A 14,296-nucleotide genomic window follows, 5' to 3' on the forward strand; every position below is an offset into this window, starting at 1 on the left:
CTTTTCCAAGAATAAAACACCTCTTTTCTATAGAAAAGAGGTGTTTTATTTAGTTTAATCCTGCAATTTTCAATTCTTCAACATTTGCTGCTTTAGCATTTTCAGTCACTACGGCTTTAAATGTCACTTGGTCGCCCTCTTTTAAGAATAGCGCCAGCGGACTGTTATTAGTCGTTACGCTAAAAATGGTTTTTTCATCTTCTAGTAAAAATGAAACTACCGTTTGCGCTTCCCCAGCTACTACTGAGACACGAGCTACTTTACCTTGCATCGTTTTCAAGTTGGCTTTGTCTGTATTTTCATTGTTACTTCCTTTGGTTACTAACTCAATTCGATAAGCGTCTAGTGCGCCTTGTGCCGTGTCTGCATCAATTACAATATCATTATCTACAGCATTTATATAGACATATTTTTTGAAAATCCCTTTACTGTCCATTAACGAAACAATCCACGTTGGCACGCCATCAATGTTATAAAGGACTGGCATACTAGCTTTCCATTTCTTTTCTGGATAAATTTTTGAAGCGATAGAAATGGCGCCATCACTATCCATAATGCCGACTTTAGTATCACGATAATACGTAACTTGACCTGTTCGGGCATTGATTAAGGAGTAACCTAAAGCGGAATCTTGGTCTTTTTCACTACTTGTAAAGTCCGTAAAATAAAGCAACTGGTTCCCTTCCTTGTTCATCATCGGCGTAATTTGTCCTGATGCATAAATACCATTTTCAGTTGGAATTTTGACATCTTTTTTGGCACCAAACATTGTCTGGTTCCACCAGCCTTGACTGTAACGACCAAAGAATTCATTTAAGCTATTCGCCGCTGAGCTAGTAATCGGCGCATCAACGAAACTTGGGGCTTTTTGACTGTCATAAACGTTAACTTCTCCTGTTGTAGCATTTAATACTGCCGTTTTAAATTCATTATAGTGCATGCGACCAGAAACCCCATACTCTTTGTAAAGCGTTTGAATATAGTAAGGATTCCCTTGGTCGTCCAACTCTAAATTGATTGTGCCAGTTGCTGCATAACCTGGATAAGCGGAATAAATTTTTCGTGCGGCATCTTTGCCAAAGTAAGCTGAAGGAGTATAAACAATTGGTTTTTCTACAAATTCTGGCTGTGCGTTGATATCTGTCGCACTAATGATGAAATAGCCAGGTACCTCCCCCAGTTTTAGCCATTTAAAGAAGCCATTAAATTCGACTGTTGCTACATAAACATACTCGCCATTGACAACTTGTGCCGTTATACCATCCAAAGTAAACATATTGGAATTGGGAATGACAGAAAATTTCTGTAACATTTTTCGTTTCGCCGTTTGTGGTGCAATCGCAATGGGTGTTTCTTTCGCCGAAGTTAAAACTTCAGCTTTTTCTTCCGTTTTTAAAGGAATCGTTTGATAAATTTCATCAATAGAAGAGATTCTGGTAATACTACTGACAATAGTCAACAAAATCATTGCCAAAACGGCAACACCCAAAATTTTGCCAGACCAGTCTTTGTTAGCCGTTTTGTTGGTATTCTTCCCTACTTCTTTGCGGCCCTTTGGGATACCAGGAACTTCGACTTTACTAGCTAAGCGTGTACTTAATAACACCCCACTAGCAATCACTGCGCCAATCAGATTAATCCATAACACGGTTGAAAGATTTTTACTTGGCAAAGTCACAAATAAAAAGATACCTAACAAGAGCAATTCAATCGCCATTAATAGAATAGTCCCCTTACTCTTTTTCCCTTTATTCGCTACAATTTTGGCGCCATTCGCAACTAAGATCCCGATACCAAAAAATAACGTTAACCCAATAAAATTAAAAAACATTCACTTGCCCTCCTCATAGATAAGTAAAAAAAGTGCTCCCACGCATTGTAGAAGCACTTCCTGTGATCCATTCTATTATAACGTTTTCTATTTTTACTGACAATATCGTTGAAGCAAAATCAGTCGGAAGGCTTAGAGTTTTGAAGAACGTTTATTTCTCTGGCTGAATATAAGGAACGATAGGTGCGGTCACGCCAATTGAAGCCCCACGAACAAAAGGTTCATTTTGTAAGGCTTTGAAATTTTTGGTTTGTCCGGTGAGCATGACTCCCCAAATAGGTAATTTTTCGACTTTTTTATTTTTATTTTGTTGGATAAACTTTTGGCCTTCTTGGTTGTCAGCAAACATGGGGGATTTTTCTAAGGTTTCAAAAAAGTGTTGCTTGTCGTTTTCAGGATCAAATATTTCGTTTTGATCGTCCATGCTTAATTGAAAACCATAAGGCAGCGTACCAGAAGGACCCTCTTTTTCATTAACCGTTTCGGAGTAAACATAGAGCCAAACTAAGTTGACATTGCTCGGTAACATTTTGCGGACTTCTTCATATGGATAAGGTTTATCAAAAGAAATCGCCACTTCCGCTACTTGGTTTTCCATTTTATCTAATTCACTTAATTCGTTTTTGATACCACCATAGTAATTGGTAATCGCTGGGTTATAAAAAGATGCTACTTTCTGCTTGGTTTGTCGGTTGTATTCATAAAAATTCTTAGAAGAATAATAGCTACCAGGATAGACTTCATTCCAGTCAATCGAATTTCTGAAAAAGCTATATCTGCTACGTAAATTACTCCACTCCACCGTGTAACCATCAATATTTTTTGAACGATTAGTTACAACTTCGCCCCCAAAAGGCGAACTATTAGCAATTACTTGGGAATCTAATTGAGTGTTTGGTGAAGCAATCATTTCTTGATCATTAATTACTTCTAGTAGGGTATGATAGTTTTTCGTCGAAAGTTTATCCATTCCCACAAAAAAACCGACAAACAATACGGCAAAACTAACAACGGTTATGGCACCAATCACGATAAATTGTTTTCTTTTCGCTTTACGAATACTTTTTTTTAAATCCACTTCTATACCTCCAGTTCTTTTTTTAATTTTTGACGTGTGCGATACAATTTTTTGCGAACATTTTCAACAGATAATTCTAAAATCAACGCAATCTCGGCATACGATAATTGATAATAATATTTCAAAAGTACTAGTTCTTGTTCCTCATCTTTTAAGGAATCGATCAATAATAATAACTCTTGCCCTTCCATTTTTTCTATTGATTGCACAGGATGGCTGTTTGCCACAAAAGTGCGTTCTCGTTTCTTTTTTCGATACATCGTAATGTAGTAATTAAATGTTACTCGGAAAAACCACGGGCGTAGATTTTCTGATGTAATTTCAGGTAATATTGAAAAAATCGTTGTATACGTTTGCGACACTGCATCTTGTGCATCTTCAAGACTTGCTCCTCGGCGAATCAAGACTTGGATGACTTCTTGCCCCAAAGAAAATAGTACTTCGTCAAAATTTGCCTCCTTTTTCATCTGATTTCTCCTTTCACTTATACAACGTTTCAACTAGGGAAAAAGTGGACAGTTCTTCGTTCATTATTTTTATGTATTTTTCTCTCAATAAAAAATGCTCCTGCTTAAGCAGAAGCATTTTTGTTTTTGCTTATTTATCATTTTCCAATGACTAATCTTCGTGTATAAACGGCTTGCCCAGAATGCATCACTGCATCATCAATCGCTGAAACTAAACGGACTTGTCTAGTCACCGGCGGGGTCCAATTTTTATCAATCACGTCTGACAATTGTTCTTCTTTGATTTGGTCTAAATAGCTTTTGGTAAGTGCCACACTAGCAGCCAAATAGTCACTAAGCAATTGCTTTTCTGCCACCACGACTTTCGCCGCTTCTTCTGGTGTGTGATGCCAGTCTTCTGTCTCATCTGGCAAATCCAAGGCAAATTTTTCTGTCCAGTGTTGGCTAAGCCATAACGGCTCACTATGATTAAGTGCGGAAATTTGTAGGTCTAATTCTCTGGCTGTGTGCCACATCAGCCAAGTAACAGACTTGATTAATGGAGCGGGCATCGTGTTTGCTTCGGCAACGGTCATTTGCGCAAGTGTTTCTTCAAAACGTTCATGCGCTCGGTCAAGGGTTTCACTAGAAAGTTGAGTGACTTTCATAAAAATACCTCCTTTGTGTTGGTGCCTGTTCTTTCGTTTCTATTTTCTATTATACTGCAAAAGAATCCGTTGTAGTTCTTTTTTGGCTGCGGTATCTGCGGAAATGGTAAAGATCACTTTCTTTCTTCAAAAATAACACCCCCCTAAGTAAAAAAGAATTGACAATTCTCGTAGTTTCCCTTAGTATGTGGAAAAGTACCTTTAAGATAGTCCGAGAGGCTAACAAGGCAAAGTTCTGTAAAATTCTGTATTTTTGTATAGTGAATGATACGAGATGTCTTGCCCTTTTTTTGTGTGCAAGGCTTTTTTTGCGCGGTGCTTAATCAATTTATTTGGGAGGCAACAAAGTGGAAAAGAAAAAACGTGAAGTGAAAGGTATCTCATTTACCAAAAAAATGGTGATTTCATTGGTGGGAGGGTTAATCGTTGGGCTCGGCTTTTTATTTTTAAGAGAGCACCTTATTCGCAGCAATCAAGGCGCTGTGTGGCAGACAATCAATCAGATTCTTTTCCAAGATATTTCAGATCTTGAAAAAGGACAATCTGCGATTGGGCTTTTCTATATTATTGGTCAACTATTTATCAACGGCCTACAATTAGTGATTGTGCCGATGGTCTTTACTTCAATTACTTTAGCCATTTGTCATATTACCGATACGCAAAAATTAGGACGAATTTCTTATAAAACAATTTTTGGCTTTTTATCGATGTCACTGATTGCGCTATTAACGGCTGGAATTGTGGGCTATAGCGTATATTTAACTGGTGCTTTTAATGTGTCGTTATCTGAAACGCTAGCTCCTATCGAAGTAAGTACGAGCGGCAACCCATTAATGGTGATTGTCAATGCTGTCACGAAAAATATCGGTTCTGCATTTAGCGACAATGGTGCGATTTTAGCCGTTGTTGTGTTGGCAGTGATTACTGGTTTATGTATTAATGCATTAGGAGATAAAATTCGTATTTTCAAAAAATTAATTGAAGAAGTCAATGCGATGGTCACGTTATTTTTAACCTTTGTAATTACTAAATTTGCTCCTATCGCCGTCTTTATGTTGTTAGTTCGGACGTTTGCTTCTTACGGGATTGATTATTTAAAACCAGCGTTAGTCTACGTCGTAACAACGACAGCGACGCTCTTAGCCTTTTTGATGATCGGTTACCCATTATTTATCTTATTTGCGACAAAATTAAATCCTGTTCCTTTTATTAAAAAGATTATGAAAGTTGTGGTCTTTGGATTTTCTACTTCTTCTTCGGCAGCCACTTTACCGTTAAATACAAAAACAACGGTTGAAGAGTTAGGTGTCGACAGCGATGTTGCCGCCTTTGTCTTGCCGTTAGGAATGACTATTAATATGAACGGCACAGCGATTATGCAAGTAATTGCGGCTATTTTTGTGGCGGGCGTAGCTGGTTATGAAGTGACACCAGCTAATATTGCCTTGATTGCCATTTTAGCTTTAATGTCATCTATTGGTACACCGGCGGCACCTGGCGCTGGCGGAATTATCCTTTTCACTATTTTAACTGGTTTAAACTATAACAATGAGATTGCGATTGCGACGTATTCATTGATTTTAGCCATTAATCGTCCAATCGAAATGCTCGTTACTAGCCTAAACGTGGTTGGTGATAGCGCCACTGCGATTTATGTCGCACATTCGGAAGATTTGTTGGATGAAGTCACTTATCTGACTGATGTCGCTGACTTGCAAAATGCGGAAGCGGAGTGATTAATGAAAAAGCAGACTTCTTGTATGGAAGTCTGCTTTTTTATTATGTTTTTAGTGAATCCGTAATTTTTTACTTCTTCGATTTACTTTTACGAAAAACTAAAAGACACCCACTGGCGATAACTAGAAGACCAATAATCACAAGCGCGATCGATTTCTTTTCTCCTGTGCTCGGTAAAAATTGGCTAGCTTTTCTGAAACCACCTTGGCTTGATGGCTTAACTTGTTTCGTACCAGTTTGATCAACTCCTGTACTAGTATTTAAGTGTCCATTATTCCCCCCATTTTTTTGCTCCTTTTTATTTTCCCCACTATTTTTCAATGTTAATTGCTTCACTGCCGAACGTAGTTTTGCTTCTGCTTGGTCTACTTCTGCTTGTGTCGCTGTTGTTTGATCTACCACAGTTTGTGCTTGTTTCAACGCTTCACTGTAGACTTTCCAGCTGCTTGCGGTGTAGTCTTTTTCTTGGTTTTTCTCGTTTTCTTTGATGATTTTCAACAAGTTGGTTTTATCTACTTCTTTAGTTGGTACTTTTTCTAATTGCTTCACTGCCGAACGTAGCTCTGCTTCTGCTTGGTCTACTTCTGCTTGTATCGCTGTTGTTTGATCTACCACAGTTTGTGCTTGTTTCAATGCTTCGCTGTAGACTTTCCAGCTGCTTGCGGTGTAATCTTTTTCTTGGTGTTTCTCGTTTTCTTTGATGATTTTCAACAAGTTGGTTTTATCTACTTCTTTGGTTGGTACTTTTACCAATTGCTTCACTGCCGAGCGTAGTTTTGCTTCTGCTTGGTCTACTTCTGCTTGCGTTGCTGTTGCTTGATCTACCACAGTTTGTGCTTGTTTCAATGCTTCGCTGTAGACTTTCCAGCTGCTTGCGGTGTAATCTTTTTCTTGGTGTTCTTTTTGTTCCTGAATTAATTTTTCTAACGCTTCTTTCGTTACTTCAGGAGTTGTTTTAACTGTGATTGAACGCGAGCTGCCATTTAACCCCGCACTATTTAAAGTGATAATATTTTGGTCAACAGAAATTTCTGGGTCCGCTGCGACTACTTCAAGAATGCCCTTATCAAATTCAATAGAAACGGATGCATTATTTTGTAAAGGATTCGCAAGAGTTAAGCGATAAACACCGTTATCAATTTTTTCTGAAATAACCGACATTGGATCATACGCATACAGTCCTGCAATTTCTTGGTCATTATTCCATGTATTCATCATGACATAATTACCTGCTTCAATGGCTTGTAAGTTTGCTGTATTTTCTAGAACAGTATAGCCTTTGTTTTTAGAAAGAGCTGCGATTTCTTCATTCGTTTTCCCAACCACTGTTAAATATTCGTAAGTACCATTTTCAACAGTCTTGCCATAATTTTTACTAATTTTAGCAAATGTATTTGTATAGGTTTTATCATTAACAAAGTATTCGTTAATATCTCCGTAGCGACCAGAGCGTTCTTCTATTTGAACATCAAGCGTATTCATTGAATTAGGAAAAACATAGCCAATGTTATTCAATGGATTCGCTGCGCTTAAACTAATCCAAGAATTATCTTTGTCTGAACCTTGGTTAAGCTTCACTTCCTGTGGATGAATCATCCGATTATCGAGGATTGTTTCAATCGAAGCATCTGTCGTACCAGTAATGCCACTTCCCAAATTAATGATTTGACCATCTAATAAGAACCAAGATTTTTTAGCAACTAAGTTCATTCCTTCATTACTTTTATCTAAAAACATTCCTATAGAGGCAACCTGTCCATTATTTGAGCCACCTACCCATGACTGGGGACTGCGTTTCCCTGTATAAGCACCATTTGCCAATTCTCTTGTGTCAACTGTCGTTCCTGGTAATCGATATGGATCGATCGTTGCCCAGTATCCTTCATCAAACTGAGCAAAGTCTTGATTGTATAAATAAAGCATGCCGTCTGCTGTATGCCAGCCTTTTTTATTTTCCGTATTCCCAAATTCATAGTTTCCGACACGTTGTGAATACATACTGATACCCACCGCATATTCGTTATTTTTCTGTAGGACTCGATCCATCGAACCATATACATTTAAAGATTGCAGTGGTGTCGCTTGGGCAGGTGACGCACTATTCACCACATTTTTCAAGTCAATTAACGCTTCAAAATCTCTTGGTTTTTTAAAGAAATGATAGTATGACCCACTTTGTTGAAGCCATGTTTGGATAGATGTATAAATGTCATTTCTTAAATTTTCTGGTGCAAATTTTGCAATTAAGGTTAAATTAGCTATTGTTTCTTTACCCGATTCAAACTCTGTAGTAAAAGGATTCGTTTCTGGCGCTCTGGAAATACTTCTACCAGAAACCATCGATGGCATTTTTCCATTTACCATCAATTGTAAGTAACCTTTATCAACAACATTAAATAAATTACTAATGTTAGGGTCATTCATCTCCCAGTCGGAACCTTGTAAAATAGTCTGAATTCGTCCAAACCCCTTTAGCAACTCATTCCCGTAACTGCCGTTGTACGGAAAATAACCATGTTGAATCAAGGAACCATCAGGATATAAGCCATCACCAGAGGAAACACTTTTTAAAACGGACGGAACAGCTTCTTGTACTTGTACTAGGCGTTGATTATCTTCTAACAAAAGTCCAGTACCTAAAACGGTGATTGAAATATCTGTTAAGTTAGCTCCTGTTGCACGATAAATTGGCCATTGTATGTTTGGATCTTTTGCATACAGCATCAGCGGAGCAGTAAATTTATTTAATTTTTCTGCATCTGTATTCAATAGGTCATCATGTAATAAAATCAATGTATCTGTTAGCGGCTGCGCGGAACCAATTTGCCAATCCCACCAGTTACCTGTGTAATACGTTCCATTGTATTTTTTTGTATCAATCATAAATTCAATGTCTTTAACAATCGCATCATAAACTTCTGGTTTTTCAAAAAGCTCACTTGATGGTTCATAGTAGCCTAACGCTAATTTTTTAATATTGGTAAATTGAGTCGTGTAATCAGCAGACACTGTATCCGATGGTTTTCGTTCCCACAGATACCCACGATCTGCTGCTTGATTAAGCGTTTGCCATAATGCTAAACTCTCCGTAGCAATCTGGGCACGATACTGTTGCACATCTGCATCGTTATCATACTGCGTTGTACCTAACAATCGCATTTTCCATTTTGCTCGCATTTCCGCATATTGTTTATTTTCTGCTACAACAGTCACAGGAATTGTATCACTAATTTCTGTTCCTTTAATTTTGACTGTTACCTTCGCTTCACCACTCTTAACTGCTGTTAAATTACCCGTTTGGTCAACCGTCACAATGGTAGGATCACTACTCGACCACTCAATTTGATCCTCTGTGATATCTACTCCATCTGGTGACACTTCAAAGGCTAGCTGTTGCTTTCTTTTTTCACTAATAGTCAGGTTCTCTGTTAAAAGTTTAATCGCTTCTGGCAGTCGTTTTTTTTCATATGCTTCAAACGAAATAATACTTGAACTGTAAAATTGCTTATTTGTGTGTTGCCACATTTTCATCTGCTGATATTTTACAAAACGTGCTTGTACATTATTGCCATCAATATATTTTTTAGTAGGTTGGCCACCTTGCCCATTCTCTTCTTTAAAGATAGATTGATAGCTTTCACCATCTGTTGAAACTAAGATTTCATACACAGGACTTTCTGCATGCAACTGTAAAACGAGTTCGCCAATGTTTTTTACTTCACCCAAATCAACAATTAACCATTGTTCATCTTGCTTATCAGCGGACCAGCGTGTTGTTTCATCGCCATCGACAGCTTTTTCGCCAACAAATTGAGGGTATTTCCAATTCTCTCCAATTTTTCCTCCTTCCACACCAGAATATGTCACTTCTTTTTGTAAAAATAAATCAGTTATTTCTTCTGCAGAGGCACTCATCGCAGTTAGCGAGAAGCCTGTAAGCATGAAAGCAACAACGACTATTATTTTTTTAATCATATTTTTCCCCATATCTTTCTATTTTTAAGCAACCAATCCGACTTTTCCAAACACTTTTTTCTGATAATTTAATCAACTTCCTCCTCTACTAAGTATTCTATATAAAAATTAGGCATGAAAAGACAACCTAAAGTAATTACTTCAGACAGACTTTTCATGCCTAGTTTTCCCTAGTCACATGAAATATTATACATGTTTACGCTTTCACTTTAAGGTAATTTTTGGTTACTGTCAATAGCGTTTTCTTCATTAAAGAGCTTATTCAACTTTTCACGTTAAAAATATTGATTTTTATGATAATCCCTTAATTTTTTCTCATTTTAAAATAATAATTATGAGTGCTGAACCTGTTTCTGAGGCACAACAATCGGACAATTTTAAAAAAAACGAGAGGAATGACCATTGTTTTTTGCCATTCCTCTCATTTTTATTTATTGTTTGAACGGTAACGTTTCTCTCAATCCAGTTTGATTGAATTTTTTTATTTTCTATCAAACAAACAGACTAAAGATATTTTACTTCATATATTTTTCAAGCAATGACTTGATTCATAGAACTTACTGAGCAACCAGCCTATTTCCTATTTATGATACGGTTCCCCCTTCATAATCCGAAAACCGCGATAAATTTGTTCAACTAATACCAAACGCATTAACTGATGTGGATAAGTTAAGCGGCCAAAAGAAATTTGTTGGTTACTTCGCTGAAGGACTGAATCACTGAGACCTAAGGAGCCACCAATGACAAAGGTTAGATTACTTTTGCCACTAATCCCTAATTGTTCAATTTCTTTTGAAAATTCTTCACTAGATAATTGTTTGCCATTAATGGCTAAAACAAAGACGTATTCGTTGTCATTAATTTTCCCCAAAATACGTTGGCCTTCTTTTTCTTTGACTTGAAGCATTTCAGCGTCACTGAGTTTTTCCGGGGCTTTTTCATCTGGTACTTCAATGATTTCCATCTTGGCATAGCTATTTAAACGTTTCAGATATTCATTAATGCCTTGAATCAGGTATTTTTCTTTCAGTTTTCCGACTGTTACTAGTTTAATTTTCACCTATTCCACTACTTTCTCGTTTTCTCTTCTTTCTTATTTTAGCACGAAGTTTGGCTACTTTCCACAACGTTTCCACATACTTATACACATATACACAGAGTTATCCACAGAACAAACTAAAAAATTACTTTATTTAACAGCTTTTTCAATACAAACACATATTCGCCACTGATTTGTCCACATTATCCACATTCTGTGGATAACTTTCTTAAAAACTATACACAGAGTTATTCCCGATTTGTTCACATTTTTCTGTGTATAACTTTTTCATTCGTATTTTTTCTGTAATTTTTCCCTAAGTTGTTCATAAAAAATTCAAAGCTATTCGATAGACTAAAGGAGTAGGAAACAGATATACTTAATATAGAAAATTCAGATGCACTTATTGGGAGGTTATTTTATGCAACGAAAAGATGTTACACCTAATTCAGATAAAAAAAGTTTATTGCAAAAATTTGGGATTGGTTTAGCTGGCGGCTTACTTGGTGGCGCCCTTATTCTAGGAGGCGCTTATTCTGGGATTATTCCCACACCCAACGGCGGAAATAATGCGGCGACGACGACATCCACTAATCACGGCGACACAAAAGTCAGCAATGTAAGTTACAATGTGTCTAGCGATGTCACAAAAGCCGTGAAAAAAGTTCAAAATTCTGTGGTTTCTGTCATTAATATGCAAAGTGCTAGCAACAATTCTTCGGCAGATGATCCTTTTGGGGGATTGTTCGGTGGGAATGAAGGTACTCAAGACTCTTCCGGCAACAATGGTAACGATTTAGAAGCAGCCAGTGAAGGTAGTGGGGTTATTTATAAGAAAGATGGTAAAACGGCTTATGTCGTGACAAATAACCACGTCGTAGATAAAGCGCAAGGATTGGAAGTTGTTTTATCTGATGGTACCAAAGTGAAAGGCGAATTAGTCGGAACCGATGCTTACACGGATTTAGCCGTGATTAAAATTTCTTCCGACAAAGTTGATCAAGTCGCTGAGTTTGGAAATTCTAGTAAAATCACAGTCGGTGAGCCTGCTATTGCAATTGGTTCCCCTCTAGGCTCTGATTATGCTAACTCTGTCACACAAGGAATCATCTCTTCTGTGAATAGAAATATTACCAATAAAAACGAGTCTGGTGAAACCATCAATATTAATGCCATTCAAACCGATGCTGCCATCAATCCAGGAAACTCTGGTGGTCCACTAATCAATATTGAAGGACAAGTCATTGGAATTAACTCAGTAAAAATTGTGCAATCAACTAGTCAAGTGAGCGTTGAAGGGATGGGCTTTGCCATTCCAAGTAATGACGTAGTCAACATTATCAACCAATTAGAAAAAGATGGTAAAGTGACGCGGCCAGCTCTCGGGATTACGATGTCTGATTTAACAGGTATCTCTTCACAACAACAAGAACAAATTTTAAAAATTCCAGCTTCTGTAAAAACTGGCGTAGTGGTTCGTGGTGTTGAAGCAGCGACCCCTGCTGAAAAGGCTGGATTGGAAAAATACGATGTTATCACGAAAGTTGACGGCCAAGACGTAAGCTCTACTACAGATTTACAAAGCGCGCTTTACAAGAAAAAAGTTGGCGACAAAATGGAAGTGACTTATTATCGTGGTTCTAAAGAAATGAAAGCAACCATCGATTTAACCATTGATAAATCAGCTTTAACACAACAAAATAATCGCAGCAATCAATAAAAGAAAGAAACGACCTGTTGTTCAAACAACAGGTCGTTTCTTTCTTTTATTCTCCTACCGCAAATGCAGAACCAACTTCTGCATCAAAAGGCAATTCTAAGATTCCTTTTTTAGCAGGTGCATTTGGTAAACGTAATTCTTTTGCTGAACAAATCATTCCAAAACTTTCTTCACCACGTAAAACCCCTGGCCAAATCATTAAACCATCAGGCATCATTGCGCCTGGTTTGGCCACAACTACTTTTTGTCCTGCTTTGATGTTCGGTGCGCCACAAACAATTTGTAAGATTTCGCCGTTGTCTACTTCTGTTTGTGTGATAGATAAATGATCTGAATCTGGGTGTTTTTTACATGATTTGACAAAGCCGACCACAATTTTAGGGGTGTCGTCTTTTTCAAGGATTTCTGAAAATCCCGCATCTTTAATCGCTGTATTGACTTTTTCGATTTGTTCGTCTGTTAAAGTCACTTGGCCGGTGCCATTAATGTCACCTAGAAGCGCTGAAGCATTGAAAATATTCCAAGCTACCACTGTTTCTGGCGCCTCAACTAAACTTACACGTGCCACATCGCCGACACGTTTTACTTGGTTTTCCGCACCTTGATCGTCCGCAACGATAACAAGTAAGACATCGCCAACGTGTTCTTTGTTATATGCAAAAATCATTTCTGTTCCTCCTCTGTCGTTTTCCTGTCTTATCTTATCAAAAATTGACCCCTTGTGCATACTTTTTTGTCGAAAAACTAAAAGACTTGGAAAATATGTCGCTACGACTTATTCTCCAAGTCCTCAATTTTGAGTGACAAGCCGCTGATCCTTTGAAAAAACAAAAGAAACGTAGGGTCAACTCTCTATTCAATCAATAACTTTTTTTGCTTATTTTTCTTCAGAGTGAACAATTAAGACATCGCAAGGAGCTTGACGAATAATGTAGCTACTGACGCTTCCCATGACCACACGTTCGACTGCGTTTAATCCTGATTGTCCCACCATAATTAAATCAACATTGTATTTTTCAGGTAATTCATGACTCATGACTTCTTTGGGTGAACCAAACATGGTAACTGTTTCAACATTATGAAAATCAACGCTTTCAGCATACTTTTTACAATCGGCCATTAATTCTTCCGCAGCGGCTGTTTCTTGATCAATTAATTGATCATTTAACGTCGAATACCCCATCATTGTATACACTTGATTTTCTAAAATATTTGCAACAATGACTCGGCTTCCGTTTCGACGAGCAACCTCAATTGCACGTTCATAAGCTAAATTAGCTTGATCACTACCGTCTACGCCGACAAGAATATTTTTATACATTTGTTCTTCCATTTTCGTCACCTTCCCGATGGAGGCTGATCTAAAAGGCTTCTTTGACTAAGAATCTAGAGTCAAAAATGAATTTAGGACCCTTGCGCAGAACGCCCTTTTGTCCAGCTGATTCTCTCTTAATTTAATGGTTCCTCTGGTTCATGAAAATTAGCCTAAGCTAGTTAAAAATGCACTGATTTCTTCTTTTGTTTTTCGATCTTTATTTACTAAGCGTCCTAACTCTTGACCGTTTTCAATTACGACAAAACTCGGAATACCAAAAATATTCCACTCGGCAGCCACGTCAATAAACTGATCACGGTCGACTTCGATAAATTGAAACGCTGGAAATGCTTCTTCAATTTCAGGCATGACTGGTTTAATGAAACGACAGTCTCCGCACCAATCAGCAGTAAAGAAGAAAACATTTTTACCTTTTTCAACATAAGTTGCTAGTTCTTCTAATGAATTGGGATAAATCATTTAAACA

The 14,296-nt window shown here is 37.5% G+C and carries 11 protein-coding genes; 2 read left to right on the top strand and 9 right to left on the bottom strand.

Annotated features, from left to right (window positions below; genetic code table 11):
• Positions 1 to 49 precede the first annotated feature (49 nt).
• The 4 genes from IGI80_RS02155 to gst form a co-directional block, all read right to left on the bottom strand.
• Positions 50 to 1,831: a hypothetical protein gene (locus tag IGI80_RS02155; RefSeq protein WP_002403446.1), complete on the bottom strand. Its 1,782-nt coding sequence runs from the start codon at positions 1,829 to 1,831 to the stop codon at positions 50 to 52.
• A 151-nt stretch (positions 1,832 to 1,982) separates the two neighbouring features.
• Positions 1,983 to 2,909: an anti-sigma factor gene (locus IGI80_RS02160; protein ID WP_002365315.1), complete on the bottom strand. Its 927-nt coding sequence runs from the start codon at positions 2,907 to 2,909 to the stop codon at positions 1,983 to 1,985.
• Between the two features lie 2 nt (positions 2,910 to 2,911).
• Positions 2,912 to 3,376 (bottom strand): RNA polymerase sigma factor, encoded by a 465-nt coding sequence (locus IGI80_RS02165; protein WP_438722580.1) that lies wholly within the window; start codon positions 3,374 to 3,376, stop codon positions 2,912 to 2,914.
• Positions 3,377 to 3,513: 137 nt separating this feature from the next.
• Positions 3,514 to 4,023, bottom strand: coding sequence for a DinB family glutathione transferase (gene gst / locus IGI80_RS02170; protein ID WP_002361063.1), 510 nt, complete (start codon positions 4,021 to 4,023; stop codon positions 3,514 to 3,516).
• A 332-nt stretch (positions 4,024 to 4,355) separates the two neighbouring features.
• Between gst and IGI80_RS02175 the strand changes: the two genes are divergently transcribed.
• Positions 4,356 to 5,759: a dicarboxylate/amino acid:cation symporter gene (locus IGI80_RS02175; protein WP_438722582.1), complete on the top strand. Its 1,404-nt coding sequence runs from the start codon at positions 4,356 to 4,358 to the stop codon at positions 5,757 to 5,759.
• Between the two features lie 70 nt (positions 5,760 to 5,829).
• On the opposite strand, the gene IGI80_RS02180 is transcribed toward IGI80_RS02175, so the two are convergent.
• Complete coding sequence (locus IGI80_RS02180; protein ID WP_438722583.1) at positions 5,830 to 9,735, bottom strand: polysaccharide lyase family 8 super-sandwich domain-containing protein; 3,906 nt, start codon at positions 9,733 to 9,735, stop codon at positions 5,830 to 5,832.
• 580 nt (positions 9,736 to 10,315) lie between these two features.
• A complete protein-coding gene (gene rlmH, locus IGI80_RS02185) occupies positions 10,316 to 10,795 on the bottom strand; it encodes a 23S rRNA (pseudouridine(1915)-N(3))-methyltransferase RlmH (RefSeq protein WP_002355021.1) in 480 nt (159 codons plus the stop codon).
• Positions 10,796 to 11,195: 400 nt separating this feature from the next.
• Here rlmH and IGI80_RS02190 point away from each other — a divergent pair, with 400 nt between their 5' ends.
• Positions 11,196 to 12,494 (top strand): S1C family serine protease, encoded by a 1,299-nt coding sequence (locus IGI80_RS02190; RefSeq protein ID WP_002368406.1) that lies wholly within the window; start codon positions 11,196 to 11,198, stop codon positions 12,492 to 12,494.
• Positions 12,495 to 12,540: 46 nt separating this feature from the next.
• On the opposite strand, the gene ytpR is transcribed toward IGI80_RS02190, so the two are convergent.
• From ytpR to IGI80_RS02205, 3 genes are all read right to left on the bottom strand, one after another.
• Positions 12,541 to 13,161: a YtpR family tRNA-binding protein gene (gene ytpR / locus IGI80_RS02195; RefSeq protein ID WP_002355018.1), complete on the bottom strand. Its 621-nt coding sequence runs from the start codon at positions 13,159 to 13,161 to the stop codon at positions 12,541 to 12,543.
• Between the two features lie 210 nt (positions 13,162 to 13,371).
• Positions 13,372 to 13,827, bottom strand: coding sequence for a universal stress protein (locus IGI80_RS02200; RefSeq protein WP_002385249.1), 456 nt, complete (start codon positions 13,825 to 13,827; stop codon positions 13,372 to 13,374).
• Between the two features lie 147 nt (positions 13,828 to 13,974).
• Positions 13,975 to 14,289 carry a thioredoxin family protein gene (locus IGI80_RS02205; RefSeq protein ID WP_002355015.1) on the bottom strand — a complete coding sequence of 105 codons (315 nt, stop codon included), beginning with the start codon at positions 14,287 to 14,289 and terminating at the stop codon, positions 13,975 to 13,977.
• Between the last annotated feature and the right edge of the window lie 7 nt (positions 14,290 to 14,296).

This window comes from Enterococcus sp. DIV1420a (assembly GCF_051712165.1).
Taxonomy (GTDB): Bacteria; Bacillota; Bacilli; order Lactobacillales; family Enterococcaceae; genus Enterococcus; species Enterococcus faecalis.